Raw genomic sequence first — 26203 nt, 5'->3', positions numbered from 1 at the left:
ACGCGAAACTATTGTCCCGCGGCTGCAAGGCCGAGCGCGTCCGCCATGATGCGGAATACGTCGGTGTTGTCCATCGAGCCGCTGATGCGTTCGCTGCCCGGTCCAGTCCCCGTCAGGATGACATCCTCTCCCGAATGCACGCTGGCGCCCATCATCGCCGGCAGGTTGCCAAAGCGCAGCACCGCCCCCGGCACGTCCTTGTATTTCTCGTTGATCTTGAACGTGCCCGGCGCATCGCCCTTGACGCTTGGTTCGTTCGGATTGTCGAGCTTGGGGCGGAAGGTTTCGTAGTGGTCCGGAAGGCTCGCGGAGAAGAGCGCCAGCCGTCGGCTGACGTCCACGCGCGGCGGATAGCCATCGGCATCGGGAGCCGGATAATTAGGAAATCCGGCTTTGTCGTAGGTACCGACGCGCTCGCGCAAAGGCACGTTGGGCGTCGTGCTCATATCGTCATTGATGGTGCCGACAAGGCTGTTGGGATGATTGTGGTCGGCGAGCACAAGGATCAGGGTGTCGTCGCCGCGCGCCAGCGCCCATTTGCGCGCCAGGGCGACCGCGTTATCCAGCATGATCGTGTCATAGACCGCGCGCTCCATATCCAGCGCATGCGCGTATTTGTCGATCATGCCGGATTCGACCATCAGGAAGAAGCCCGCATCGTTCCTGGACAGGATGTTCAGCGCGGCCTGCATCTGCTCGGTTAGATCCGGCTGTTCCGGGAATCTCGCCACGCCGCCGCCTTTGAGAAACTTGCGATCCAGCGCGCCGTCCATATTTCCCGTGGCGAACAGGCCGAGTAACTGGCGCGTGTCGGGCTTGGCCGCAAGCGCATTGAGTTCGCCCGCCGTCGCCGCAATCGAATAGCCGGCATCGCGGAATCGGGCGAGGTAATCGACGTTGTCCTTGCGCCTGGACCCCGGCGCTCCTTGCGGCAGGAAATTCGCAGCTCCGCCGCCCATCAGCACATCGGGCCTGGCGGCGAATAATTGCTCGACGATCTGGTCATAGGCGGCGCGACGGCGGGTGTGCGCCACCATCGCCGCCGGCGTCGCATCCTCGACTTCGGTATTGGTGACAATGCCGATACCCATGCCGTGCCGCCGCTTCGCCAGGCTCGCAATGGTCTCGACCCTTGGATCATCGAACGGGCTTGCAGTACGGTCCGCATAGACGCCCATGGCATTGACCGCGGCCTTGTGGCCGGTGGCATAGGCGCTCGCAGCGTTCGCTGAATCGGTGATGATGGAATCCGAGCCTGCGGTCGCCACCAGCGCCATATGCGGCATGTCGTCGATCGCAAGCTTGCCGAGGCTCTTGCCTTCCGCGATGCCCTTGGAGAGCAGACGGGCGGCGACGCGGTGCGCGGGTGACAGCCCGTCACCAATGAACAGGACGACGTTCTTCGCCTTGCGCGGACCGGTATCGTAGACTGTCCACGCCACCGTGCGGCTTCGCGTGCCATCGCTGACTTCGACCGTGACATTGCCCGGCCTGGTCAGGGTGACGCCGCGAAGCATCAATGCCGACTGGTCCTTGCCGTCCTCGCGCTCGACGAATGTTCCGGACTGGCTGAACACAGCGGCATGGTCGTCGCCGTTCACGGTCACTTTCAGCTTCGAGGGATCGACGCGATCCGGGAACTCGACTTTGAAATCGAAGCGTGCGCCGGCGAGAATCGACGCGCGGTCGATCGGGTAGATGGTCTGGGCAACCGCCGAGGATCCCGCAGACAGGACAACGAGGGCGGCAGCGAAGAGTTTGATGAAGCGTTTGATCATGAGCGTGCACCGGATCGGAGTCGGATTAGGTCGCGCCAAGCGGCAGCCAACGGCCGCCGAGCCTTAGGCATGGGCCTACCTGTATCTTATCGGACCCGAATGACGTTCCCGTTACAACGCCTGCGCGGTTCAGCCCTTGTCGCTCTCGAGCTTGAATATCTCCGGGCCTTCGCTTCCCGCCAGCAACCCCGTATCCGAATAAAGCTTCAGCTTGGTGCGGGTATCGGCGATGTCGAGGTTGCGCATGGTGAGCTGGCCGATGCGGTCCGCCGGCGAGAACGCGGCGTCCTCGACCTTCTCCATGCTCAGCCGCTCCGGCTGATAGGTCAGGTTCGGGCTCTCGGTGTTCAGGATCGAGTAGTCATTGCCACGGCGCAGCTCGAGCGTCACCTCACCGGTGACCGCGCGCGCCACCCAATGGGCAGTTTCGCGCAGCATGAGGGCCTGGGAATCGAACCACCGTCCCTGGTACAGCAGTCGGCCAAGGCGCATGCCGCCGATCCGGTACTGCTCGATGGTGTCTTCGTTGTGGATGCCCGTGACCAGGCGTTCGTAAGCGATGTGCAGCAGCGCCATGGCGGGCGCTTCATAGATGCCGCGGCTCTTGGCCTCGATGATCCGGTTCTCGATCTGGTCGCTCATGCCAAGGCCATGCCGGCCGCCGATGGCGTTGGCCTCGAGGAACAAGGCAACCGAATCGGTAAATGTCTGGCCATTCAGCGCGACGGGCTGGCCCTCCTCAAAACGCACGGCGACCTGTTCGGCCTTGACGGCGCAGTCGTCGCGCCAGAACGGCACGCCCATAATCGGGTTGACGATCTTGATGCCGCTGTCGAGACGCTCGAGATCCTTGGCCTCATGGGTGGCGCCGAGGATATTGCTGTCGGTCGAGTACGCCTTTTCGGCGCTCATCTTGTAGGCGAATCCGTTGGCGGTCATGAACGCCGACATTTCCGCGCGCCCGCCCAGCTCGTCGATGAACTGCTGGTCAAGCCAGGGCTTGTAGATCTGCAAGTTCGGATTGGTGAGCAGGCCGTAGCGATAGAACCGCTCGATATCGTTGCCCTTGAAGGTGGAGCCATCGCCCCAGATGTTGACGCCGTCCTCCTTCATGGCCGAGACCAGCATCGTGCCGGTCACCGCGCGCCCGAGCGGCGTGGTGTTGAAGTATGCGATGCCGCCGGTAGAGACGTGGAAGGCGCCGGACTGGATCGCGGCAATCCCTTCGTGGACCAGTTGGGTACGGCAATCCACGAGCCGGGCTTTCTCCCCGCCGAACTCGAGCGCTTTACGCGGAATCTCGTCGTAGTCGGCCTCGTCAGGCTGGCCGAGGTTGGCGGTATAGGCAAAAACGCGCGCGCCTTTTTGCTTCATCCAGAGCAGCGCCGCGCTGGTGTCGAGACCGCCCGAGAAAGCGATGCCGACTTTTTCCCCCTTGGGCAGGCTTTTCAGGATCGTACTCATCGAGCTTCCAATCGGTCGAAATGGCGGGTGTCGTTATAGCGTTTTCGAGCGAAGTGGATACCGGTTCGCGTGAAGAAAACGCGTCAAAACAAGAATTTAGAGCTTCGGTACTGATTCAATCAGAACCGAAGCTCTGGCAGCTTGAGGGCCGCGAATATCAAATTTCGCAGCAGTGGGCACGCGTTTAATGGCGCTTGGCGGCTGGGGGCGAACTACCCCGCCTCGCGCCCGCGCCAGCGCTGCCACAGGCGGTAGCCGGGCCAGCCCCAGCGCGCCAGCGCGGCTTCGATTTGCGCATCGGTGAGCCTCGTCGACGGCCAGCGGTAAATCCAGGCATAGGCCAGCCAGATCACGAAAAAGCTGACGAGGCCGGCGGCTGCGACATCGGTGAAGAAATGCCCGCCGAACGCCATCCGTAGCACGCTGGTCGCGATACCGAACAGGGTCGCCGCCGTATAGGCCAGCGGCCGCCACGCCGGCGGCGTCAACGCCGCGGGCGCGTAGGTCCAGAATGCGGTGGCGCCCTCGCCCGAGAAGAACGAGCAATTACGCCCGCAAGCCCCGCGCGGGTCCCACCACGGCACGAATTCCCAAGGGCCTTTGAACTCCGTCACCACCACTGGCCTTGGCCGTCCCCAATGGCTCTTGAAGGTCAGATTGGTCAGCACGACCGCGGAGAGCAGGATGGTGGCCAGGAGAAACACCGCCGCGCGTCCCGGAACCAGCATCGGCCGATCCGGCCGCAGCAGCTTCGCGACGATGGCGATCAGGGCGGGCAGCGCCAGCGCCCACGCGATCCACATCGCGGCATCACGCGCGAAAGCGTAAAGCCCGTTCTGTTTGGATGGAAACGAGGCGCTTGCGGGATCGTAGAACAATGCCGCCAGCTTCAGATCGAGTTCGGGAAAGATTCCAAACAGCAGTCCGATGACGAGCGACAAGCCCAACGCGATAACAAGTCCGGTACGGTTCATGGCGCGGGGTTTAGCCGAGGCGATTGGGGAAGAAAAGGCACAAGCGCGCTTCCCTTCTCCTCTTGTGGGAGAAGCATCAAGAGAATGGCCGTGACTGCGACGGCAAGGGCGGCGGAGGCTTTATCGGGGGCGATGGTTCGCGCCAGGCCCCGGCGGTGCGGCCCGCAATCATCCAGTAGACGAGGCCGGCGACGATGCCTGCACCGGTCATGATTTCGAGATGACGGCGCACGATACCATCAAATTTCAGCGTCTCGGGGTCGAAGGGAACGAGGCCGAGATAGCAGGCCGCGCCGACGATCGCGCCGCCGACCGCGTAAGCCAGCACGCTGCGGATGTAGAACGCTTCGGTGATGAGCACCACCACCAGCGCCGGCAGCAGCGCAAAGCCGGACAGGAAGATGAATCCAAAGCCGAGCACGACATTAATCGCGCTTTGATCGATCATGCCGCTGTCGAGGTCGCTGAACTCCGGATACAACACCGCGCCCACCACGATCATCCCTGCCACGAAGCAGGCGGCGAGGAAGGCGAACAGGATGACGAAGAGGCGGCCGATTAGGGACATGGTTCACACGCCGTCATTGCGAGGGGCGAAGCGACTAAGCAATCCATCCCTCAGCAAGCCGAGGGATGGATTGCTTCGCTTCGCTCGCAATGACGGCCTGAGTGACGGCTCGCCCATCATATCAATCCGTCATCGCCATGGCGCGGAGCGCCTGGCGCTCGCGCGCTGACAGTTTTTCGGTCTCCGACTTCAATTGGCCGCAGGCGGCGAGGATGTCGCGGCCGCGCGGCGTGCGGACCGGCGAGGAATAGCCGGCGTTGAAGATGTATTCGGAGAATTTTTCGATCTGCTCCCAGTCCGAGCACTCGTAGCGCGAGCCCGGCCACGGGTTGAACGGGATCAGGTTGATCTTGGCCGGAATGCCCTTGAGCAGCTTGACCAGCAGCTTGGCGTCGTCGAGGGAATCGTTGACGCCCTTCAGCATCACATATTCGAAGGTGATGCGCCGCGCATTCGACGAGCCCGGGTAATCGCGGCAGGCCTGCAGCAATTCGGCAATCGGATATTTTCGGTTCAGCGGCACCAGTTCGTTGCGCAATTCGTCGCGAACCGCATGCAGCGAGATCGCGAGCATGACGCCGATCTCTTCACCGGTGCGGATGATGTTGGGCACCACACCCGAGGTCGACAGCGTGATGCGCCGGCGGGAAATGCCGATGCCTTCATTATCGGCTGTGATCAGCAGCGCATCGCGCACCGCGTCGAAATTATAGAGCGGCTCGCCCATGCCCATCATGACGATATTGGTGACAAGGCGACTGCCGGTCGGCGTGTCGCGATCGGCCCAGTCGTTGAGGCGGTCGCGTGCCACCATGATCTGGCCGACGATTTCGCCCGCGGTGAGGTTGCGCACCAGCCGTTGCGTGCCGGTATGGCAGAACGAGCAATTCAGCGTACAGCCGACCTGCGAGGAAACGCAGAGCGTGCCGCGATCGGTTTCGGGGATGTAGACGCACTCGACTTCATGTGCCTTCTGGAACGCATCGCCGCTCGGCAGGCGCAACAGCCATTTGCGGGTGCCGTCGTTGGACACCTGCTCGGCCACCACTTCCGGACGATCGACGGTAAAATGCTGCTCGAGCTGCGCGCGCATGTCCTTGGAGACGCTGGTCATCTCCGCAAAGGATTTGGCGCCGCGAAAGTACATCCAGTGCCAGAGCTGTTGCGTGCGCATCTTGCGCTGCGCTGGCGCAACGCCGATCTCGCCGAGCCGGTCGGCGATCTCGGCGCGCGACAGGCCGATCAGCGAGGGTTTTGCCGGCGGCACATAGGTTTCGAGTGGAACCTTCTCCAGCGGCACCACGGAAGATGAAAGCGTCATTAATTCACACGAGGTTGAAGCGGATACGTAGGGTGGGCAAAGCCACCGGGCCGCGCGAACGCGCGCCCGATGATAAACTCCGCTGTGCCCACCACAAACGTTAATGGTGGGCACGGCGCCTCCGCGCCTTTGCCCACCCTGCGAACTCCCTCAAATAGGCCTTCCACGGCCCATAAACAACGTGATTCTAGGCTTAAATGCCGTCTAGCGCTTGCAATCCTGCGCCAGCCGGTCGAGCGCCTGGGACAGCCCCTTGAGCGAGAAGACGTCCGTGGTCTCGGTGCCCTTGGCAGAGACGCCCTTGATGGTGACCTCGGCAGACTTGCGCATGGCCGCGACCATTTGTTCTTCCTCCGCGGCGTTCTTGATCCAGAGTCCATCGCCCTGGGTATACATCGCATAGGACGCGCCGCCGACCTCGAGCGAGGATTCCGAGCCCGGCTTCAGCGCGTAGCCGATCATGATCGAAACTTCGTTGACGACTTTTTCAGCCGGACGCGTCGAGACGAAAGCGTAGGCGGGATCGCGCGGACGGTTCGGCGGGTTGGTCTTCGACGACGACGGCTTCGCCAACGCGAAGCAAACCTTCTTGCCATTCGGCGTCGCGGTGTAGGCGCCCCAGGTCCCGTACTGACCGATCAAGGTAGGTTCCGCGCCGCCCGCGGCAGCAGCCGCTCCCGGTTCCGACTTCTTTGCCGCTGGTGCAGGTGCCGCCTTGCCTGAGTCCTTGGCGCCCTTCGCAGCAGGGCTCGGTGTTTGCGCGAGGGCTGTCGTCCCGCACAACGCCGCTATCGCAACCAGAAATGCCAGTATTCGCAACACGGACAACTGGTTCCCTCATTATTGTGACTGGAAGATGGCCCGCGGGCGCATCGCGCCGCCGGGGATGGATAGCCGGGAAATGCTTTTTTGGGAAGGCAGTTACGGTGTTACTCACCGCCGTGGCGACGCTTCGTCCCAGGTCCGCTCGAATTCAGGGCGCGGGTTTCGACTTCAGTCCCTGGAACGGCGCTCGCGCTGCTTTTGCCACTGCGCATCGGTCCATTGCAGCAAATCCTCGGCGCCGGAACTGCGCAAATGCGCGCCGCCATCCTGCACCACCATCTCGCCATTGATGTAACCGGCCTGGTCGGAAATCAGAAAGCTCGCGAGATTCGCAAGTTCGCCATGCTCGCCGGCACGGCCAAGCGGATTGCGTTGCGCCCAGCTTTCATCGCGGCCCTCGGGACGGAGCTGACCCGACGCGCCGGGCGTCGGAAACGCACCGGGCGCGATCGCAACCGTGCGCACACCCTTCGGTCCCCATTCCACCGCAAGGCTTTTGGTCATCGCGAGCACGGCGGATTTCGCCATCGCCGAAGGTACCGTGAAAGCGCGGCCGGTAATCGTCGAGGTCGAGAGTATGCTCAGCACCACGCCCTCGTGCTTGCTTTCGATCCAGCGCCTGCCCGCGGCGAGGGTGCAGTACATCGTACCGTGCAGCGTCGGCGCCAGGATCGCATCCGCCGCGCGGAACGAAAGATGTTCGGTCTGCGCGATGAAGGTCGCGGCAGCATTGTTGACCAGCACATCGACCGGCGCCTCCCGCCAGATCTGGTCCATCATCAGATCGACGGCCGCGCCGTCGCGGATATCGCATCGGACTGCAGTGACCTTGCCGCCGAGTTCACCGCGCATCTGCGCGGCAGTCGCCTCCAGCACTTCGAGCCGTCGGCCGCAAATGACGAGCTCTGCGCCGAGCTCGACGAAGCGGCGTCCCATCGCCGCTCCCAGCCCCGAGCCGCCACCGGTGACCAATATCCGTTTGCCGGCCAACAGGTTGTTTTCAAACATCGTTTGAATCCCCTTCACCCGCGCAGTCATGCGTCCGAATCGGTCTGAATCGGATTGTAGCCCGGCTTCAAATCCGGCATGAAGCAGTCAGCTCATCGTCGGTCCGAAAATCAGGTGTGTCCATGAAAGCCATTCTCTGCTCGCAATATTGCCAACCGGACGATCTCGTGCTGGCCGACCTGCCCGATCCGGTGGCCGAACCGGGACAGGCCGTGATCGCGATCAAGGCCGCGGCGCTGAATTTCTTCGACATTCTGATGATCCAGGGCAAGTACCAGATCAAGCCGCCGTTCCCGTTTTCGCCGGCCGCCGAAGTCGCCGGCGTGATCGAAAGCGTCGGCGCCGGCGTGACCGACCTGAAGGTCGGCGACCGCGTGGTGGCATCCTGCGGCCACAACGGCGCGCGCGAAAAGATCGCGCTGCCGGCAAGCTCGATCGTGAAGATCCCCGACAATCTGGATTTTGACCGCGCCGCCGGGATCATCATCATCTACGGCACGGCGCTGCACGCCCTGGAAGATCGCGCCAGCCCGAAGCCAGGCGAGACGCTTGCCGTGCTGGGCGCTGCCGGCGGCACCGGCCTTGCGGCCTGCGAGCTCGGCAAGCTGATGGGTCTGAAGGTGATCGCCTGCGCGTCGTCGGACGAGAAGCTGGAATTTGCCAAGGCGCACGGCGCCGAGCTGACGCTGAATTACAGCAAGGAAGATTTGAAAGAGGGCTTGCGTCGACTCACCGGGGGCAAGGGCGTCGATATCATCTTCGATCCGGTCGGCGGCACTTACGCCGAAGCCGCCTTGCGCTCGATCGCCTGGGAAGGCCGCTTCCTGGTGATCGGCTTCGCGGCGGGCGACATTCCGAAGATGCCGCTCAACCTCGCGCTGCTCAAGGGTTGCGATATCCGCGGCGTGTTCTGGGGTGCCTGGACCAGGGTCAATCCCGAGAAGAACCGCGCCAACCTGGAAAAGCTCGTGAAGTGGACGGCGGAAGGCAAGATTTCCTCGCATGTCGACCGCACCTTTCCGCTGGCAGAAACCGCCGAAGCGCTCAAGGTGCTTGCCGGCCGCAAAGCGATGGGCAAGGTGATCCTGCATCCCTGAGGTGCGGGATCATCTGTCGAACTTAGTCGCTCACTCGGAAGAAGCGAGAGCGGTCATGCGCGGACCAGCGACGCACTTTTTTCGCATCTGCGGCATGAATTTCATCTCACCAATATAGTTTCTCGGTAACAATGCGTGTTTTCAAACGGCAGGATGCCGCTTGTTTGCCTCAATCATACCAAAATATCTCCTCATTCCCACCAGCCGCCGTCGTTTTTTGAACCCATTCCGTGTGCGATTTTAACCATCAGTGAAGGGGCTCCTGTACGTCAAGAAGAGCAAGAAGTAGGTGCAGGGGGAAACCCGTCGTTGCGTTCAGTAGTGGGGAGCATCACCATGGCGGACAACACCAAGCCGATTCAGGCGAGAGATCCGTTCGACAGATTCGACGAAGCCATCAGCGATCCTCGGTTGTACGAGGCCGATCAACCTCGATACGAGCAGCTTCGATACGAACAGCCTCAATACGAACAGCCCCGATACGAGCAGCCGCAATACGAGCAGCCCCAGTATGCGCAGTCTTTTGCGCCATCGTTTGAGCGGACCGATGTGCTGCCGGAGGAGCTGGCGCCACACGAGCCGGTGCCGCTTTTCCTCTCCAACTACGAAGAGGAGTCGCATCAGCAGCTTTCCGAATATACGTTCGGCAGCGGAAGATTCGGCAGCGGCGGCCTGAAGAAGGCGCGCGCCGGGCGCATTGTAACCGGCGTCGTGATCGTATCGGCGATAGCGGCCGTTCTCGCGCTCTTTTCGATCGACTCGACCCGGGCCGTCATCTTCAACGCCTCGCTCGGCGGCGGTGGCGGCGGCATCGCGCCGCCAGCCGACCAGCTCGCCGCGGCGGTGCCGGAGCCCCCGCCGCCGCAACAGCGCGTTGCCGCGCCGCCGCTGGCCGCCGAGCCATCCGGTGCGGAGATGGCAGCCGCTCGCCGCTCGACACCCACCGCGCTTGCATCCGCGTCGCCGTCGCGCGACGAAATTACCGCCGCCTATCAAAGCGCGCTCAAGGGCAAGGTCGCGGTGCCTGAGCCGGTGGCGCGCGAAGCATCACAGGACGTCGTCGCTGCGATCAATCCGGCGGCCCCGGTTGCTGCGGCCGCACCGGCGTTTCGTGAGCCCGCGCGCGAGGCGGCTCCGGCACGTCGCATCGATCCGGACGAACTGGCGGCGTTGCTGAAGCGAGCGAAAGGCCTGCTTGCGATCGGCGATATTACTTCCGCCCGACTATTGCTTGAGCGTGCGGCGGACGCGCAGGAGGCGGAGGCGGCATTGATGCTGGCCGGAACGTATGATCCGCACGTGCTGGGCAGCCAGGACTTGCGCAGCGTCACGCCCGATCCGGCGGCGGCGCGGCTCTGGTACCAGAAGGCCGCCGAGCTCGGGTCGCCTGATGCGAAGCGGCGGCTCGGCCAGTTACAGAACTAGGCAATTACTCAAGAAAATTACTCAAGACCAGCGCAGAGGAACCCATGCGACATTTACTGGGAATGGCGTTGCTTGCCATGACGGTGGCGTGCAGCAATACGGCGGCCAAGGCCGCTGAGAAGGAATACGATCCAGCCAAAGTCAGCGAAAGCCTGAAGGCCATTTTCCAGTTCGGTTCGGTCGCCACCAAGCAGGCGCTGAACGCTAACACAGTTACGCTGATCTCAGGAACAATCGGCGGTACCTATGTGCAGTTCGGTGCCGACCTCGCTTCCGTGCTCGACGACGGAAACAAGTTGCGCGTACTTCCGATCGTCGGGCGCGGTTCTGTACAGAGCGTGGCCGACATCCTGTTCCTGCAGGGTGTGGACCTCGGCATCGTGCGCGCCGACACGCTCGACTATCTCGAAAAGAAGGGCTTCGCGAAGGACATCAAGAAGCAATTCACCTATGTGACGAAGCTCTACAATGAAGAGATGTACGTCCTCGCATCGAAGTCGGTGACCAACATCAGCCAGCTCAACGGCAAGAAGGTCAGCGTCGACCTACCCAATGGCGGCACCTTCGTAACCGCCGCGATCGTGTTCGAACGGCTCGGCATCAAACCGAATTTCCTCTATCTCGAGCAGCGCATCGCGATGGAGAGAATGCGGGCTGGCGAGATCGACGCCGTGGTTGCCGTCGGCGGCAAACCGTACAAATCCGTCGCCGCATTCAAGGACGATCGTTTCCACCTGGTTCCGGTCGACTATTCGCGGCCGCTGCAGGGCGATTATCTGCCCGCGGTCCTGACTTCGAAGGACTATCCCAATCTGATTGCGGAAGGGGCGAAGGTCGATACCATCGCCGTGCCCGCGGTGCTCGCGGCCTACAACTGGGCGCCCAACACGGAGCGCTACCGCAAGCTGGCCCAGTTCGTGGACGCCTTCTTCACGAAGTTTCCGACGTTCCAGAACCCGCCGTTCCACCCGAAGTGGAAGGAGGTCTCGCTGTCGGCGCCGCTCCCTGATTGGCAGCGTCTGCCGGTCGCCGAGCAATGGCTCAAGACCCACAACGTCGAGGCCGTGTCGCGCGCCAGGTTCGATGAATTCCTGAAACAGAGCCCGACGACCGCGGCGAGCGTCAAGACCGACGCGGACAAGGAGGCGCTCTTCAAGCAGTTCCAGGCGTGGGAAGCGGAGCGAGGCGCAAGGGCGCAGACTCGCTAGAGCGTTTTCCATCGAAGTGGACACCGGTCCGCGTCAAGAAAACGCGTCAAAAACAAAAACCTAGAGCCCGGTTCTGATTCAATCAGAACCGGGCTCCAGGCGTCTTCCGGTGGAAGCCGGCGTCGGATTTAGTCCGGGACGGCGGCCGGTTCATCAAGGCCAGAAAATCAAAAGCCCGTTCCGATTTCATCGGAACGGGCTTTTGGCATCCGCTATTCCGTCGCTTCAGCAGCGTCGATCCCGCGCTTCAGCGCAGCGCGGGCGGCATCGCGATGCTCCTGCGTGATGTGACTTGCGACCATGCGGATGGCGGTGGCGAGCACAGCGGCATCGTCGGTAAAGCCGAGCAACGGCAGCACGTCCGGCGTGAAATCGAACGGCAGGATGAAATACGCGACAGCGCCGAGCAGCGCCGCCTGTACGTGACGCGGCGTCTCTTTGTCGAATGCACAATAGTACGCCGCGAGCAGATCCTCGGCGAAGGGAAGCTGCGCTACCACCCGCTTGAGCTTGATCCAGAAGCGCCGGCGCACACTCTCGCGGTCCTGCGCCAGCCGGTCGGCCGGCTCAAAACCCACGGTGTGATCGGACGATGCCATTGCGGCGCTCCCCTCGCATCCGGCGCGGCAGATCGCCGCGGTCAATATGTACGGATGAAGAATTGGGGATGTGCGCCCCACCCCGCAAGATCGCGGCGAGGCGACCTCAGAGCGTTTTTCCAGCCAAGTGGACACCGGTTCGCGTCAAGAAAACGCGTCAAAACAAAAACCTGGAGCCCGGTTCTGATTCAATCAGAACCGAAAGGGCTCTAGGCGACGCCCAATTGCCCGGCGATGGCGTTCATGGCCTTGGCCAGATCGATATCGCGCTTGGTGACGCCGCCGGCGTCATGGGTCGCCAGCACCACTTCCACCGTCTTGTAGACGTTCTTCCATTCCGGGTGGTGGTCGTTCTTTTCGGCCACGAGGGCGGCGCGGGACATGAAACCGAACGCTTCGTTGAAGTCCTTGAAAGTGAAGGTGCGGGCAATCGCATCACGGCCGGCCGTTTCCGACCAGCCGGGCAGTTCCGCCAGCGCCGATTTTCGCGCTTCTGCCGACAGCCGTTCCGCCATGATCGCCTCCGCGCTGAATTCTGCCTGTCACCTAACGCCAAGCCTAACACCCAAGGCCGCTTTGGGGATCCCCCACGCCTAAAATTGGCAAGCAAGGAGGAATGGCGGCCCGGACGCCGGTAACCATGACAGAGATGTAACAATGGTTCCGCGGGAAAATTTGCTAGAATGTTGGGCGAAGCGTGCCGGCCGCGTGAGAATTCCACCCTCAAACCTACTGGGATTGATGACCGACGGCCCCCATTCTGCGGAAACGCCGGCCGCCCCCTCGCCCCGCTCTGCGAAACGACGGCTGACATTCGTAACGCTGGCCGGCGTACTGGCCGTCGTCGGCGCGCTGGCGGCCGGCTATTACTTTGCGATGCGGCCGGTGACGCTGCGGATCGCGGTTGGCCCTGCCAACAGCGACGATCTCAAGGTGGTTCAGAATCTGGCGCAGGCCTTCAATAATCCCCGAAACAGCCAGGTCCGGCTGCGTCCGGTGCAAACCGACGGCGCGCTCGCGAGCGCCAATCTGCTCGGCGAAGGCAAAGCTGATCTCGCCATCATCCGCGGCGATCTCGAGGTGCCGAAGAACGCGCAGGCCGTGGCAACGCTGCGCAAGAACGTCGCCGTGTTATGGGTCCCGTCGGCCGGCAAGGCCAAGGCTGCCAGGGGCAGCAAGGCCGCGCCCGAAATCAAGAACATTACGCAACTCGCCGGCCGTCGCATCGGCGTGGTCGGCCGCACCCAGGCGAATGTCAATTTGCTCAAGGTGATCCTGCGGCAATACGGCGTCGATCCCGGCAAGGTCGAGATCGTTCAGTTTCCGGCCAACGAGGCCGCGGAAGCCATCCGCAGCCAAAAGGCGGATGCCTATCTCGCGGCCGGCCCGGTCAACAGCAAAATCACTTCGGACGCGATCGCGGCTTCGACGCGCGACGGCGGCACGCCGAAATTCCTGGCGATCGATTCGGCGGAGGCGATTGCGCAGAACCACCCCGCCTACGAGGCTACCGACATTCCCGCCGGGACTTTCGGCGGCGCGCCGGACAAGCCCGAGGCAGAGGTCAAGACCATCAGTTTCGCGCATCACATCGTGGCGCGCAGAGGCATTTCGGAATCGACCATCGCCGCCTTTACCCGCCAACTGTTCGCCATCCGGCAAATCCTGAAGAACGAGTTTCCGCTCACCGCAAAGATCGAGACGCCCGACACCGACAAGGACGCCACGATTCCAGTGCATCCCGGAGCCGCCGCCTTTGTCGACGGCGAGGAAAAGACCTTTCTCGACCGTTACAGCGATTACATCTGGTGGACGTTGATGGCGATGTCGGCGATGGGCTCCGCCGGCGCGTGGTTTGCGGGCTACCTCAAGAAGGATGAGCGCAACGTCAACGTATCGCAGCGCGACCGGCTTCTCGACATGCTCAGCGCCGCCCGCCAGTGCGATTCGATGGACGAGCTCGACCAGATGCAGGCGGAAGCGGACGACATCTTGCGCCACACGCTGCTGTGCTACGAACACGGCACGATCGAGGAAGGTACGTTGACCGCGTTCAACATCGCGATCGAGCAATTCCACAACGCGGTCGCCGACCGCAAGGCGCTGTTGCTGAGCATGCCGCACAACCTGCAACGCGCCACCGCGCAGTTCCGCGCGGCCGGCAACGCCTGATCTGCGAACCCGGTAATCGGGCCGTCATCAATTCCCTCTAGGTCTGGCCGCTCTATTGCGCCTAAACCTGGTCCGGAAGAGGCTTGCATGACATTCAGGGTTTCCCGCAACCGCCTTCCTGGAATTTCGCGGCGTCACTTCCTCGCCACCGCCGGAGCAGGCGCCATCGGCGTCATTGCAACGCCTTATCTCAGCCGCGCCGCGGATCGGCCGATCGTCACTTCCGGCGTGCAGTCCGGCGATGTCGGCGCTGACGGCGGCGTGGTATGGGCGCGCGCCGACCGGCCCTCGCAAATGCTGGTCGAGGTCGCCACGAATGAATCCTTTGCCAACGCACGGGCTTTGCCGCCGATCGCAGCGCTGCCCGAAAGCGACTTCACCGCAAAAATGCTGCTGGAGAACCTTCCTGCCGGGCAGGAGATCTTCTATCGCATCCGGTTTCGCGACCTCGCCCATACCGGCATCGAAGGCGAGCCGGTGGTCGGGCGGTTTCGCACCGCACCTGGCGACCGCCGCGACGTCAGTTTCGTTTGGGGCGGCGACGTTGCCGGACAGGGCTGGGGCATCAACCAGGATGACGGCGGCATGCTCACCTTCGCCACCATGCGCAAGCATCGCCCGGATTTCCTGCTGCACTCGGGCGACACCATCTATGCCGACGGCCCGATCAAGAGCGAGGTGACGCTTCCCGACGGCAAGGTCTGGAAGAACGTGACGACGCCCGAGAAAGCAAAGGTCGCCGAAACGACCGACGAATTCCGCGCCGCGCACAAGTACAACTTCATGGACGAGCATCTGCGCGCGTTCAATGCCGAGGTGCCGATCTTCGTGCAGTGGGACGACCACGAGGTCGTCAACAACTGGTCGTCGTCCAAGGAATTGCCCGCCGCCTACAGGGAACGCAACGTCGCCCTGCTCGCGGCCCGCTCAGCACGCGCCTTCCACGAGATGTATCCGATCCGCGCGAACATCACCGAGCCGGGACGGCTCTACCGCACGCTGCATTATGGCCCGCATCTCGACGTGTTCATGCTGGACGAGCGCAGCTATCGCGGACCGAATGGCGCGAACCAGGAGACCGCTTACGGGCCGGAAAGCTTTTTCCTCGGGCCGACGCAACTCGCGTGGCTGAAACGGGAACTGTTGAACTCGCGCGCCACCTGGAAGGTGATCGCATCCGACATGCCGCTCAGCATCATCGTCTATGACGATGCACGCAACAGAAAAGGCTCGGAAGCCGTTGCACAAAGCGACGGCCCGCCGCGCGGCCGCGAGCTGGAGATCGCCGATCTCCTGCGTTTCATCAAGACGTCGGGCGTGGTCAACACCGTGTGGCTGACGGCGGATGTGCACTACGCGGCCGCCCATTATTACAATCCCGACAAGGCGCAATTTCAAGAATTCGGCCCGTTCTGGGAGTTTGTCGCTGGTCCCCTGCACGCCGGCACCTTCGGCCCGAACGAGCTCGACAACACGTTCGGACCCGAGGTGAAGTTCATCAAGGCGCCGGGACCCGGCAAACAGAATTTGCCGCCGTCCGCCGGAATGCAGTTTTTCGGCCATGTCAGGATCGACGGCGACAGCGCACAGATGACGGTGACCTTGCGCGACCGCGCCGATGTTGCATTGTGGTCGACGACGCTCGATCCCAAGCCGGTGTAATCGCTGCGCGGGCCGCAACCGCTCAAGGCATGACGCGGCTGTTCTTCAGCAGCGCCTCAAGCGCTTCGGTCGAACAAGGTTTCGGCAGACGCGGCTTCGCCGCAAATGCCGCCGGCAGCGGGGCGTCCGCGCCGTACCCGGTGACGAAGACAAACGGGATCTTCAGCACCTCAAGCCGTTCGGCGACGGCAAAGCTCTTTTCGCGGATAAGGCTGACGTCGAGCAGGGCAAACTCCGGCGGCCGATGGGCGATCAATTCGAGCGCCTTGGCCACGTTCGCGGCGATCCGCACCGTCTTCACGCCAAAACCCAGAATGGTGTCTTCAAAATCGAGTGCGATGATCGGATCGTCTTCAACGACCAGCACGTCGCAGGGCATGCCGTCATGGGGGGCGCAGTCCATGTTCTCGCCGGTTCCAAGGTTCAGATTTTGATCGGGATCCGGGCCGAAGCCCCGGAGATTGGAAGTCGGCCTATGCCTCGCAAAAAGCGCATCCGCCCGTCCGGAACTGAAACCACCACATCTTCGTTCGATCGTCTGTTCACTTGTGAACATATGAACGGAGCCAAACCGATTATATTGAGGGAAATAGGGGATTCCTGATGCTCACGCGACGCGAAGTGACGGCCGCCGTTCGGCCGTTCAATAACCTGCTGCGTCGCTTGAATGACGCCGACTTCGGGTTGATCGAACCACATCTCGTTCCGGTCGATACGCAACCGAACGACCTGCTCTACAACCCCGGCGACAACGTCGAGACCGTCCATTTTCCCTGCGGCCCCAGCCTTGTCTCCTACATGGTCCCCAACGAGGATGGCCGCGACGTCGAAACCGTTCTGATCGGTCGCGAAGGTGCAGTCGGCGGCGTCGTCAGCCACGGCTATCTGCCAGCCTATACCCGCATCACGGTCAAGTTCGCTGGGCCGTTCGTGCGGCTCCCGGTCGGAAAGCTCGATGCGGCGAAATCGAAGTCACGCACGCTGAGCAACATTTTCGCACGCTATGCGGATTGCATGCTGGCGCAAATCTTCCAGTCCACCGCCTGCAACGCGATCCATTCGATCGAACAGCGCACCGCGAAATGGATCATTTCAGCGATGGAGCGCACCGATGGCGATGACGTCGTGCCGCTGACTCATGAGCAACTGGCGACCCTGCTCGGCGTCGGCCGCTCCTACGCCAGCCGGGTTATTCAGACTTTCAGGGTGGAAGGCACGCTGGAGACCCGGCGCGGCTCGATCCTGGTCCGTAACCGGGAGACGCTGCGGAACCGGTCCTGCCGCTGTAACGAGGCGGTGAAAGCCCATTTTGACGAGGTTTTGCGCGGGGTCTATCCCGACCCCGAAACGGGCAACTGAGCCCGGCCAGGCCCAAAATCGGCTAACCAAATGCCAAACGAACCATTGTTTTTTGGCGTTTTCTGAATATATTGCGCCGCAACGCGTAAGGTGTGCCCGGTCCTTTTGGCCGGGCTTCCTTTTTGGGGCAGGTTTGAGCCTTGGCCCCGTTCGCATCCCAGGTTTGAGCGCGATCCGGAAAAGTGGGTCCCGGTTTTCCGGTGAGATCGCGCCTCCACATGCACGACCAGAAGAAGAGCCATGAACCTTCGTAACGTCGCCATCATCGCCCACGTCGACCACGGCAAGACCACCCTCGTCGACCGTCTGCTGCAGCAATCCGGCACCTATCGCGAGAATCAGAAGGTCACCGAGCGCGCGATGGACTCCAACGACCTGGAGCGCGAGCGCGGCATCACCATTCTGGCCAAGGCCGCCTCGGTGCAGTGGAAGGACACCCGGATCAACATCGTCGACACCCCCGGCCACGCCGATTTCGGTGGCGAGGTCGAGCGCATCCTGAACATGGTGGACGGCGCGCTGGTGCTGGTAGACGCAGCCGAAGGTCCGCTGCCGCAGACCAAATTCGTGGTCTCCAAGGCGCTCAAGGTCGGGCTGAAGCCGATCGTCGTCATCAACAAGGTCGACCGTCCCGATGCGCGTCCGACCGAAGTCATCAACGAGGTATTCGACCTGTTCGCGGCGCTCGACGCCAGCGAGGAGCAACTCGATTTCCCGATTCTTTACGGGTCGGCCAAGCAGGGCTGGATGGCCGACAGCCCGGACGGCCCGCAGGATGCCGGCATGCAGCCGTTGTTCGACCTGATCGTGCGCCACGTCGCGCCGCCGAGCGTCGAGCAGGGCCCGTTCCGGATGATCGGCACCATCCTCGAAGCCAACCCCTATCTCGGCCGCATCATCACCGGCCGCATCACCTCGGGCGCGATCAAGCCGAACCAGCAAGTGAAGGTGCTGGGCGCAGACGGCAAGACGATCGAACAAGGGCGCATCACAAAGATCCTCGCCTTCCGCGGCATCGAGCGCACCCCGCTGGATGAAGCCGAAGCCGGCGACATCGTCGCGATTGCAGGCCTGACCAAGGGTACCGTCGCCGACACCTTCTGCGATCCTTCCGTCGAGACGCCGCTGGTGGCGCAGCCGATCGATCCGCCGACAGTGTCGATGTCGTTCATCGTCAATAACTCGCCGCTCGCCGGCACTGAAGGCGACAAGGTGACCTCTCGCATGATCCGCGACCGCCTGCTGCGCGAGGCCGAAGGCAACGTCGCGCTGCGCGTGGTCGAGGCCGCCGACAAGGATTCCATGGAAGTATCAGGCCGCGGCGAATTGCAGCTCGCGATCCTGATCGAGACCATGCGCCGCGAAGGCTTTGAACTCTCGGTGTCGCGTCCGCGCGTCGTGCTGCAGAAGGACGAAGCCACCGGCCAGTGGCAGGAGCCGATCGAGGAAGTCGTGATCGACGTCGACGAGGAGCATTCCGGCGTCGTCGTGCAGAAGATGAGCGAGCGCAAGGCCGAGATGATCGAGATGCGCCCCTCCGGCGGCAACCGCCTGCGGCTGGTGTTCTACGCGCCGACCCGCGGCCTGATCGGCTATCAGGGCGAACTGCTCACTGATACCCGCGGCACCGCGATCATGAACCGCCTGTTCCACGGCTATGCGCCCTACAAGGGCGACATCCAGGGCCGCCGCAACGGCGTCCTGATCTCCAATGACCAGGGCGAAGCGGTGGCTTACGCGATGTTCAAGCTGGAAGACCGCGGCCCGATGATGATCGAGCCAGGCTGGAAGGTCTACAAGGGCATGATCGTCGGCGAGCACACCCGCGACAACGATCTCGAGATCAACGTGCTCAAGGGCAAGCAGCTCACCAACATCCGCACCACGTCCAAGGACGAGGCGGTGCGCCTGACGCCGCCGATCAAGATGACCCTGGAAAAGGCGCTGGCCTATATCGAGGACGACGAGCTGGTCGAAGTGACGCCGAAGTCGATCCGCCTGCGCAAGAAGTTCCTCGACGCCAACGACCGCAAGCGCGCGGAAAAGGCCAAGGAAGCGGTAGCGTAAGGCCAGTCTCGTGCCCCGGACGCAGCGCAGTGCGATAGCGGTGCGCTGCTGAGCCGGAGCCCAAGCGTTAGTGGCACCTTCTGGTTCCCGGCTCTGCGGAGCAGCGCTGCCGGACGCTACGCATCGCCTAGGCTGCACCGTGTCCGGGACACGACAGCATCGTTCTTCCTCCGCGATGACGCCATGCTCTACTCCCCCTCGTGCTTGGTCGGATCGTCACCGTCGTCAACCAGATCGATGGCGCCGACGGCGTCGACCAGATCGACGGCGTTGCGCAGTGCAACGATGTGCGGGGCGCTATAGGTGTCAGGTTTGCATTCGACGTCCCAGTAGGCGGTATGGGTGAAGAAGTCGGCGCCGCCTGCCGCCTTGGTCGATACTTCGAGATCGACGATGTGGTAGCCGAAAATCGGCGATAGCGCGCCGCCGATGGCGTCTCCCCAGAAAAGCTGAAACCGCGGGAAATAGATGTTGGTCCATCGGGTCAAGCCGAACAGGGCGCCGTTATGAACCCGCCTATTCCCCGTATTTGGGTCCCTGAACGTTAGCAAACCATCCGTATCAAGCCGTTTTGGCGGGCAGGTCGGAAATTCTCTTTCTTCAACACGACGCTTGAAATCTTTCTTGAGCCCGGCGTCGGCCACCTTGGCCGAAGCGTTGGTCTTGTCCTGACGCGCCGCGGCGTCGGTCTTGTGCTTGTCCTCACACATCAGGAAGTAGGCGTGGGTCAGCGCACTTCCCAACGTGACGTAGTCCGTAACCAGCCAGCTTTTGGGCCGCTGTCCATTGGGCGATTGCAGGGCCGCGGCGGCTGCGATGTTTGCGATCGCCGCTCGCGCCTTCGTCCGCAACGCCTTCTTGTCTGCGATCGACGCGCTCTTGTCGTCTGGCTGCCATGGCGCGCCGTCGATGTCGGCGAATTCCTGCCCAAGCTGGTCGACCGGCGGCAGCTCGCTGGAAATCCGGCTGAAATAGGCGCGCAGCATGTCGTAGGCCACCACGGTTCCGAGGCTGTGCGCGACCACGACGATCCGGTCGTACTGACCGCTGGTGTGAAGACGCTCGAGCGTTTCCACGGCATCCTTCCGGATCGCCCGGCGCACCGCGACATTGGCGGGCGAATTGCGGAAATAGCGCGCCGCATCGCCGAGATAGGGCTGCAGGAACGCGGCATTGACGATCAAATAGATGCCGATCACGGCTGCGGCCGTGGCAACGGCCCACGGCGAGTTCAGCCCCCACACCCAACCCTTGATCACGGTCGAAACGAAGGCCGTCTCCGAATTCCAGTACCGGTCGGCAGCGACAAACCAGCCAAACAGGAACAGCGAAATGAACAAAGCCCAGCAGAAGGCGCGCAGCCCCTGCAGCCCCATGACCAGCCCGGTTGCGATGAACGCGATCAGCGTAGGCAGCGCAATCAGTGTCACCAGTTCGGCGCCGTCAGGAATTCCGGGGCTGCCGGGGAAATGCCACGCAACCTCGAAGTAGCCGAGAGCCAGCAGGCCTCCGCCCGCCAATAGAATTGCAAACAGGATGATGAGCCGGAACGCCAGCCACCGGCACGCCACGGCAAAACCGACAAATATACTGGCGATGAGCAGCAGAAACGGCGACACCAGCATGATCTGCGCGCTGTTTCCCGAAAACAGCAAGATGCCCCGCAGCACCAGCACTGCGAAGGAAAGATTCATCAGGCACAGGAAAATGGCCGCGGCCCACCAGAGTCCGTTCATGCCGAGCTTCATGATCGGACCCTTCCGGCAGAGCTCGTACAGCCAGAGCAGCACCGCAACCGCCCTGGTTTCGCTCATCAGATGAGCCCAATACAGTTCGTGGAAGTCGACGCTGCGATTGTCTTTCGAGCCCGGCACCCTGTTGGTCGTCATGACGGACAGATCGATATCGGCGCCATCCTTTTGCGGATGCGTCCATACCCGCTTGTCCTTGTCGGCCGGGTTGTTGCGGTCGACCCAGATCCCCCGTATCACCCCGCGCATTGTCTCCAGGGCGCGCTGGCTGCCGATGCCGTGAACGACGAGAACGGCGGTTCGCTTGCGTCTCGTCGCCGGATCCAACGTGGTCATGGCTGAAATCCATATCTGAAATGAGACAAGTGAATATTGTATTCAATACAACTACAGAACGAGGCGCAAGAGACCGCGTCGTTGCCACCGTGTTTCCACAGCGTCGCATCAACCGCCCGCCGCGACCGACGTCCGCTTGCGGATCGATACGCGGACGCGCCCGGATTGCCGCCCCGGCATCGCCCCTCGTCAAGGGCCGGCTTCTAGCTTCACGGCGAACGTGCTAGAGCCTGCCGCATGACGTCTCTCCCCTCCTCAATCGATGTCGCCATCATTGGCGCCGGTGCTGCCGGGCTCGGCGCGGCGAACGCACTGAAAATCTCCGGCCTCTCCGTCATTGTGCTGGAAGCGCGTGACCGCGTCGGCGGCCGCGCACACACCATCATGGCCTCACCTGACGTCACCTTCGACGTCGGCTGCGGCTGGCTGCACTCGGCGGATGAGAACTCTTTTGTCAAAATCGCCGAACAGCTCGGTTTCGAGATCAACAGGTCACTGCCGCCCTGGCGCGAGCGCGCCCACGGCAAGGCGTTTCCGCAGGCCGAGCGCGACGACTTCATGCACGCGCTCAATGCGTTCTACGACCGCGCCGAAGTAGCAGCGGCGGAAGCCGAGAAGAGTGGCCGCGACTGCGCCGCAAGCCTTTATCTGGAGCCTGGCAATCGCTGGAACCCGATGATCGATGCGATCTCGACTTACGTCAACGGCTGCGAGCTCGACCAGGTCTCGATCCTCGACATGGACGCCTATGAAGACACCGACATCAACTGGCGCGTCCGCCGCGGCTATGGCGCACTGGTAGCGGCCTATGGCGCCACGTGTCCGCTTGCACTCAATTGCGCCGTGACGCTGATTGATCACTCAGCCAAGCGCGTCCGCATCGAGACATCGCGCGGCACGCTGACCGCCGACAAGGTGATTATCACGGTGCCGACCAGCCTGATCGCCTATGAAGCGATACGCTTTCACCCGCAATTGCCCGAAAAGGTCGATGCCGCGCGCGGCCTGCCGCTCGGCCTCGCCGACAAGGTGACACTGGCAGTGGATCAGCCCGAGGCGCTGCCCGTAGAGGGCAATCTGCGCGCCGCCACTATGCGCACCGAAATGGGCACCTATCACATCCGCCCATTCGGCCAACCCTGCATCGAGGGCTTTTTCGGCGGCCGCTTCGCGCAGTCGCTGGAGGACGCCGGCCCCGGCGCACTGGCCGCAGCAAGCATCGACGAGATCGTCTCGATCCTCGGCAACGATTTTCGCCGCAAGCTGAAGCCGCTCGCGGAGTCACGCTGGGCGCATGACCTCTTCGCCCGCGGCTCCTATTCACACGCGCTGCCGGGACATGCGGGAGATCGCGAGGTCCTCGCCGCGCCCGTCGATGGCCGGCTGTTCTTTGCAGGCGAGGCAACCTCGCCGGAGTTCTTCTCGACCGCGCATGGGGCAAGGGATTCGGGTGAACGCGCGGCGGAAGAGGTATTGGCTGCGTCGAAGAAGCGCTGACGTCTACGCCGTCATTGCGAGTCAGCCAGTCGGCGCGAGGCGCCGCCGGACTGGCTCCTCGCAATGACGGTAGAGGCGACTTTCTTTCCTACTCCATCACCCTCGCCCGCATCTCCGCGTCCGGCGCAAAGCACTCCTCATACTTTCCGAAGATCCGGTAGCGGTTGCGGGCGACGAGGCTGTACACCGCGTCGCGCAGCGGCTTCGGCACGGCAAACAGCGCACGCGTCCAGCGCCAGCCCGGCAGCATGCCGAGTACTGTCAAAGCGGCGTCCGATCTGAGATATGCGACGCCTCCATGCACCACCGCATTGGTGTCGGGATCGTTGGGATCGATACCAAACGCTTGCGCCAGCCGTGTGCCATAGGGCGACTGGATCGCGGTGAAACGAAACCTCCGCTCGACGTCGCGTTTCGAAACGAAGCGGACCCAGCGCGAGCAGAAGACGCAAACGCCGTCATAGAGGATCACGTCATCGTCGGGCCATTGGGTCACGAGTTTGGGCTCATCGGTTATCCAATGTCAGCAGCGCCACCAGCATCAGCACAACCGCGGGTCCCGTCTTCACCAGCGCGCCGAGCGGCTCGATCCAGAGGTCCGGCGTCAGGATTGCGGCGCCCACCAGATAGCCGAGCAAGGCGATGATACCCGCCACTAGGCCAAATGCCGAGGTGCGACGGAACGCGATCAGCACGCCGATGGTCATATCCATCAGGCTGGTACCCACCGTGATGGGCGCGACGAGCGCCGGCGGAAAGCCGTGGCTGCGCAGGATTCCGGCCGCCGCGTCATAGGAAATCACCAGCACAATGAAGCCGGAGACGACCCAGAACAGCACGAGGCTTGCGATCATCAGGGCCTTGATCGGGAACAGCCGGGCGAACCATTTGTCCTGGATGGTCGCTACGCGCTTTCCCGCCATTTGCCCGATCGTCTTCGGTATGATGCCGGTGGCGGCCATCCAGCCTGCGGGGCTGCCGCTGACGCCGCGGCGCAGCTCCGCAATCGCCGTGGTTCGCATCGGCGGCTTCCAGCCGAGCAAGCTCGTGAGGTCGCCGAGCCTGGCGCCGAGATCGAGCAGGAACGCCGGCATTACAATGCGCCACCATTTGCCGGTGCCGAACACCTCGCGAAATTGATCGATCACGTCGCCCAGCGTGACCGGCTGCTCCTGCATGAGGTCCCACGTCACCGCGTTCGCCGCGCCTGGATCGCGCGCGGCAAGCCAGGCAATCGTCGCCGCGATATCCTCCATGGCGACCGGCTGGAATGGCGTCAGCCGTTCGGCGGGCGAAAGATCGATCGGAAGTGCTGCGACGGAGCGCAGCATGGCGCTGCCGCCATAGGCGGCCAATGCCACCACGAAACCCGGCCGCAGGATCGTGTACGGGAGGCCGGAATCGGCGATCAGCCGTTCGGCCTCGCGCTTGGTGGTGCTGAAGGCCGTGGCGTCCGTCTCGGCGGCGCCAGGAATCGAGATATGCACCAGCCGGATCGCGAGGCGGCTTTCGCGGATCGCCTGCAACAGGCGCGCGACGAATTCGCGATGCACGGCGGCGGTGTCGCTGCCGGGGCCATCCTGCAACACGCCGACGCAATTGACGACGAGGCCGATGCCGTGATCGCGCAGCAGGCGCGCCATCGCCGCCGCATCCATCGACATGAGCGGCAGTTCGAGGTCGAGCGCGCCGGCCTTCTGCGAAGCGGATAATCTTCGGGCGACGCCAACCACGCGAAATCCTCTCCCGCGCAGATCGTCGGTCAAGAAGCGGCCGATCAGGCCGGAGGCGCCGAGCACGAGGATTTTTCGAATGTCGGCGTTCATGCTGCCTAGAACGGTTTGGCGATCATCAGCCAGAGAATAGCCATGACCGAGCCGAACCCGGGAATCCCAAACAGAAACCAGCGGTGGAAAAGTGCGGAATAGCGCAGCGGCAACTCTCGGTTTTGCTCGGCCGCCTTGCGCGCAAGATCGCGCATTTCAATCTGCATGAAGACGACCGGCACCCAGAACAGCCCGCCACCGCATAGAGCCCGAGCGAGATCATCAACCAGCGTTCGCTCCACGCGTCATCACTTGGCTGCCGGGGTACGGGACCGCGCCTTCAAGGCATGATCGAGTTCAGGTCCGGCAAGGCTTACACCGCCGCCGGTTTCCATCAGCCAGTGGCCTTCACTGCCATGTGCCGGCAGCACGCGAAAATCGGCCTTGCCGCCGGCGGCGCGAAACGCATCGGCCAGTTGACGCGAGAACGCGGGCGAAAAGTAGCTGTCATTGGCAGCCACCAGCCAGGTCACCCTCACGCGTGCGGCCTGGCCGAATTCGCCCGCGGCAGCCATTAGCGTGTGCGGCGCGCAGACGCGGTTGGAAGAATCATCGGCATGCCCGCCGCGCCCCGGCGCGAACGCGATGATGGCGGCAACGTTCTTCGGATCTTCGCCGGCCAGCGCCAGTGCACCCCAGGCACCGGCCGAATGGCCGATCACGACCATGCCCTCGGCGCGGATGAAGGGCTGCTTGCGTATGAAGCCGGTGGCAGCGGCGATCGCATCCGCCGTGGCGCGGCCAGACTTGGCGTAGTCAGCCTCGTCGCAACCGCCCTGATCCTCCAGGTATTTTCCACCCGTCGCGCCGTGACCCGGGCGTTCAGGAACCAGCACGGCAAAACCGCGCGCCACGAGCCATCCGGCGAGCGCGCGGTATTCGGGTTGCGGCATCTGCGCCCGCCGCAACACGTTCTGGGTCGAGGCGTGCGCAATCACGGCAAGTGGAAACGGCCCCCTGCCCGGCGGCCTGAACAGCACCGCATGCGCGGCGGTTGCAGAATCGGGAGAAGGCACCAGCCATTGCTGCAGCCGGTGAGGTTCGCCTTCCGGCCCTTGCGCGCCAAGGCTGGGCTGCGGCGCGGCGGCAGCCTTCACACCGAGCGCGGCAACGAGAACCAGCGCAGGAAGCATGTTCAGGGGACGCATGAACTGGCCTGGTGCAGCCGAGGGAAGGGCGTATTGCGAAGTCACCAACAGAATACCGTCGGCGAATCAAATCCTGCGCATTTTTCCGTGAACAGAATTCACTGAGTCGTTTGGTTGG

Annotated in this window: 22 protein-coding genes and 1 pseudogene; 8 read left to right on the top strand and 15 right to left on the bottom strand. The window is 62.9% G+C overall.

Annotation, left to right across the window (positions count from 1 at the left end; all coding sequences use genetic code 11):
* Window positions 1–8: 8 nt before the first annotated feature.
* The 7 genes from CQ13_RS09700 to CQ13_RS09730 all read right to left on the bottom strand — a co-directional run bounded on the left by CQ13_RS09700 (window position 9) and on the right by CQ13_RS09730 (window position 7938).
* Window positions 9–1778, bottom strand: a complete 1770-nt coding sequence (locus tag CQ13_RS09700) for an alkaline phosphatase (protein ID WP_057842735.1) — start codon at window positions 1776–1778, stop codon at window positions 9–11.
* A gap of 129 nt (window positions 1779–1907) precedes the next feature.
* Window positions 1908–3242 (bottom strand): argininosuccinate synthase, encoded by a 1335-nt coding sequence (gene argG, locus CQ13_RS09705; protein ID WP_057842734.1) that lies wholly within the window; start codon window positions 3240–3242, stop codon window positions 1908–1910.
* A gap of 212 nt (window positions 3243–3454) precedes the next feature.
* Window positions 3455–4216 carry a phosphatase PAP2 family protein gene (locus CQ13_RS09710; RefSeq protein ID WP_057842733.1) on the bottom strand — a complete coding sequence of 254 codons (762 nt, stop codon included), beginning with the start codon at window positions 4214–4216 and terminating at the stop codon, window positions 3455–3457.
* Between the two features lie 76 nt (window positions 4217–4292).
* A complete protein-coding gene (locus CQ13_RS09715) occupies window positions 4293–4784 on the bottom strand; it encodes a hypothetical protein (protein WP_057842732.1) in 492 nt (163 codons plus the stop codon).
* Between the two features lie 121 nt (window positions 4785–4905).
* On the bottom strand, window positions 4906–6105 hold the full coding sequence (gene rlmN, locus CQ13_RS09720; RefSeq protein ID WP_057842731.1) for a dual-specificity RNA methyltransferase RlmN: 1200 nt from the start codon (window positions 6103–6105) through the stop codon (window positions 4906–4908).
* A 204-nt stretch (window positions 6106–6309) separates the two neighbouring features.
* A complete protein-coding gene (locus CQ13_RS09725; RefSeq protein WP_430649673.1) occupies window positions 6310–6915 on the bottom strand; it encodes an invasion associated locus B family protein in 606 nt (201 codons plus the stop codon).
* 183 nt (window positions 6916–7098) lie between these two features.
* A complete protein-coding gene (locus tag CQ13_RS09730; protein WP_057842746.1) occupies window positions 7099–7938 on the bottom strand; it encodes an SDR family oxidoreductase in 840 nt (279 codons plus the stop codon).
* 122 nt (window positions 7939–8060) lie between these two features.
* Between CQ13_RS09730 and CQ13_RS09735 the strand changes: the two genes are divergently transcribed.
* From CQ13_RS09735 to CQ13_RS09745, 3 genes are all read left to right on the top strand, one after another.
* Window positions 8061–9035, top strand: coding sequence for an NADPH:quinone oxidoreductase family protein (locus CQ13_RS09735; protein WP_057842729.1), 975 nt, complete (start codon window positions 8061–8063; stop codon window positions 9033–9035).
* Between the two features lie 135 nt (window positions 9036–9170).
* A complete protein-coding gene (locus CQ13_RS09740) occupies window positions 9171–10460 on the top strand; it encodes a hypothetical protein (RefSeq protein ID WP_156433604.1) in 1290 nt (429 codons plus the stop codon).
* A 44-nt stretch (window positions 10461–10504) separates the two neighbouring features.
* Window positions 10505–11668, top strand: a complete 1164-nt coding sequence (locus tag CQ13_RS09745; RefSeq protein WP_057842727.1) for a TAXI family TRAP transporter solute-binding subunit — start codon at window positions 10505–10507, stop codon at window positions 11666–11668.
* Between the two features lie 212 nt (window positions 11669–11880).
* Here the strand turns inward: CQ13_RS09745 and CQ13_RS09750 are convergent, their stop codons facing one another.
* Together CQ13_RS09750 and CQ13_RS09755 are read right to left on the bottom strand one after the other, a co-directional pair.
* Window positions 11881–12267 (bottom strand): YkvA family protein, encoded by a 387-nt coding sequence (locus tag CQ13_RS09750; protein WP_057842726.1) that lies wholly within the window; start codon window positions 12265–12267, stop codon window positions 11881–11883.
* Between the two features lie 209 nt (window positions 12268–12476).
* On the bottom strand, window positions 12477–12785 hold the full coding sequence (locus tag CQ13_RS09755) for a 4a-hydroxytetrahydrobiopterin dehydratase (protein ID WP_347337024.1): 309 nt from the start codon (window positions 12783–12785) through the stop codon (window positions 12477–12479).
* A 223-nt stretch (window positions 12786–13008) separates the two neighbouring features.
* Here CQ13_RS09755 and CQ13_RS09760 point away from each other — a divergent pair, with 223 nt between their 5' ends.
* Both CQ13_RS09760 and CQ13_RS09765 read left to right on the top strand, forming a co-directional pair.
* Entirely contained in the window at window positions 13009–14439 is a 1431-nt protein-coding gene (locus tag CQ13_RS09760; RefSeq protein WP_082637396.1) for a TAXI family TRAP transporter solute-binding subunit, read from the top strand.
* A gap of 87 nt (window positions 14440–14526) precedes the next feature.
* On the top strand, window positions 14527–16101 hold the full coding sequence (locus tag CQ13_RS09765; RefSeq protein ID WP_057842723.1) for an alkaline phosphatase D family protein: 1575 nt from the start codon (window positions 14527–14529) through the stop codon (window positions 16099–16101).
* Between the two features lie 22 nt (window positions 16102–16123).
* Here the strand turns inward: CQ13_RS09765 and CQ13_RS09770 are convergent, their stop codons facing one another.
* Window positions 16124–16504 carry a response regulator gene (locus CQ13_RS09770; protein WP_057842745.1) on the bottom strand — a complete coding sequence of 127 codons (381 nt, stop codon included), beginning with the start codon at window positions 16502–16504 and terminating at the stop codon, window positions 16124–16126.
* 200 nt (window positions 16505–16704) lie between these two features.
* Between CQ13_RS09770 and CQ13_RS09775 the strand changes: the two genes are divergently transcribed.
* Both CQ13_RS09775 and typA read left to right on the top strand, forming a co-directional pair.
* A complete protein-coding gene (locus CQ13_RS09775) occupies window positions 16705–17460 on the top strand; it encodes a Crp/Fnr family transcriptional regulator (protein ID WP_057842722.1) in 756 nt (251 codons plus the stop codon).
* A 240-nt stretch (window positions 17461–17700) separates the two neighbouring features.
* Window positions 17701–19527, top strand: coding sequence for a translational GTPase TypA (gene typA / locus CQ13_RS09780; protein ID WP_057842721.1), 1827 nt, complete (start codon window positions 17701–17703; stop codon window positions 19525–19527).
* 188 nt (window positions 19528–19715) lie between these two features.
* Here the strand turns inward: typA and CQ13_RS09785 are convergent, their stop codons facing one another.
* On the bottom strand, window positions 19716–21614 hold the full coding sequence (locus tag CQ13_RS09785) for a hypothetical protein (RefSeq protein WP_057842720.1): 1899 nt from the start codon (window positions 21612–21614) through the stop codon (window positions 19716–19718).
* Between the two features lie 237 nt (window positions 21615–21851).
* On the opposite strand from CQ13_RS09785, the gene CQ13_RS09790 reads away from it, so the two are divergent.
* Window positions 21852–23111 carry a flavin monoamine oxidase family protein gene (locus CQ13_RS09790; RefSeq protein ID WP_057842719.1) on the top strand — a complete coding sequence of 420 codons (1260 nt, stop codon included), beginning with the start codon at window positions 21852–21854 and terminating at the stop codon, window positions 23109–23111.
* Between the two features lie 88 nt (window positions 23112–23199).
* Here CQ13_RS09790 and CQ13_RS09795 read toward each other — a convergent pair whose 3' ends face one another.
* The 4 genes and pseudogenes from CQ13_RS09795 to CQ13_RS09810 form a co-directional block, all read right to left on the bottom strand.
* Entirely contained in the window at window positions 23200–23607 is a 408-nt protein-coding gene (locus CQ13_RS09795) for a thiol-disulfide oxidoreductase DCC family protein (protein ID WP_057842718.1), read from the bottom strand.
* A gap of 10 nt (window positions 23608–23617) precedes the next feature.
* Entirely contained in the window at window positions 23618–24937 is a 1320-nt protein-coding gene (locus CQ13_RS09800; protein ID WP_057842717.1) for an SDR family oxidoreductase, read from the bottom strand.
* A gap of 5 nt (window positions 24938–24942) precedes the next feature.
* Window positions 24943–25175 (bottom strand): annotated as a pseudogene (locus CQ13_RS09805) (DUF2269 family protein); the annotation flags it as partial.
* Between the two features lie 10 nt (window positions 25176–25185).
* Entirely contained in the window at window positions 25186–26085 is a 900-nt protein-coding gene (locus tag CQ13_RS09810) for an alpha/beta hydrolase family protein (RefSeq protein ID WP_057842738.1), read from the bottom strand.
* Window positions 26086–26203: the final 118 nt, after the last annotated feature.

This window comes from Bradyrhizobium retamae, assembly GCF_001440415.1.
Taxonomy (GTDB): Bacteria; Pseudomonadota; Alphaproteobacteria; order Rhizobiales; family Xanthobacteraceae; genus Bradyrhizobium; species Bradyrhizobium retamae.
Note: the sequence above shows the minus strand (reverse complement) of the source record. Positions and strands in the feature narration are given on the sequence as shown.

Excerpts from the sequence above, each read along its gene's own strand:
- CQ13_RS09785 (WP_057842720.1), bottom strand. The coding sequence starts at position 21,614 with ATGACCACGTTGGATCCGGCGACGAGACGCAAGCGAACCGCCGTTCTC.
- CQ13_RS09800 (WP_057842717.1), bottom strand. The coding sequence starts at position 24,937 with ATGAACGCCGACATTCGAAAAATCCTCGTGCTCGGCGCCTCCGGCCTG.
- CQ13_RS09745 (WP_057842727.1), top strand. The coding sequence starts at position 10,505 with ATGCGACATTTACTGGGAATGGCGTTGCTTGCCATGACGGTGGCGTGC.
- CQ13_RS09735 (WP_057842729.1), top strand. The coding sequence starts at position 8,061 with ATGAAAGCCATTCTCTGCTCGCAATATTGCCAACCGGACGATCTCGTG.
- rlmN (WP_057842731.1), bottom strand. The coding sequence starts at position 6,105 with ATGACGCTTTCATCTTCCGTGGTGCCGCTGGAGAAGGTTCCACTCGAA.
- CQ13_RS09700 (WP_057842735.1), bottom strand. The coding sequence starts at position 1,778 with ATGATCAAACGCTTCATCAAACTCTTCGCTGCCGCCCTCGTTGTCCTG.
- CQ13_RS09710 (WP_057842733.1), bottom strand. The coding sequence starts at position 4,216 with ATGAACCGTACCGGACTTGTTATCGCGTTGGGCTTGTCGCTCGTCATC.
- CQ13_RS09790 (WP_057842719.1), top strand. The coding sequence starts at position 21,852 with ATGACGTCTCTCCCCTCCTCAATCGATGTCGCCATCATTGGCGCCGGT.
- CQ13_RS09750 (WP_057842726.1), bottom strand. The coding sequence starts at position 12,267 with ATGGCATCGTCCGATCACACCGTGGGTTTTGAGCCGGCCGACCGGCTG.
- CQ13_RS09770 (WP_057842745.1), bottom strand. The coding sequence starts at position 16,504 with ATGGACTGCGCCCCCCATGACGGCATGCCCTGCGACGTGCTGGTCGTT.
- typA (WP_057842721.1), top strand. The coding sequence starts at position 17,701 with ATGAACCTTCGTAACGTCGCCATCATCGCCCACGTCGACCACGGCAAG.
- CQ13_RS09765 (WP_057842723.1), top strand. The coding sequence starts at position 14,527 with ATGACATTCAGGGTTTCCCGCAACCGCCTTCCTGGAATTTCGCGGCGT.
- CQ13_RS09730 (WP_057842746.1), bottom strand. The coding sequence starts at position 7,938 with ATGTTTGAAAACAACCTGTTGGCCGGCAAACGGATATTGGTCACCGGT.
- CQ13_RS09715 (WP_057842732.1), bottom strand. The coding sequence starts at position 4,784 with ATGTCCCTAATCGGCCGCCTCTTCGTCATCCTGTTCGCCTTCCTCGCC.
- CQ13_RS09760 (WP_082637396.1), top strand. The coding sequence starts at position 13,009 with ATGACCGACGGCCCCCATTCTGCGGAAACGCCGGCCGCCCCCTCGCCC.
- CQ13_RS09775 (WP_057842722.1), top strand. The coding sequence starts at position 16,705 with ATGCTCACGCGACGCGAAGTGACGGCCGCCGTTCGGCCGTTCAATAAC.
- CQ13_RS09810 (WP_057842738.1), bottom strand. The coding sequence starts at position 26,085 with ATGCGTCCCCTGAACATGCTTCCTGCGCTGGTTCTCGTTGCCGCGCTC.
- argG (WP_057842734.1), bottom strand. The coding sequence starts at position 3,242 with ATGAGTACGATCCTGAAAAGCCTGCCCAAGGGGGAAAAAGTCGGCATC.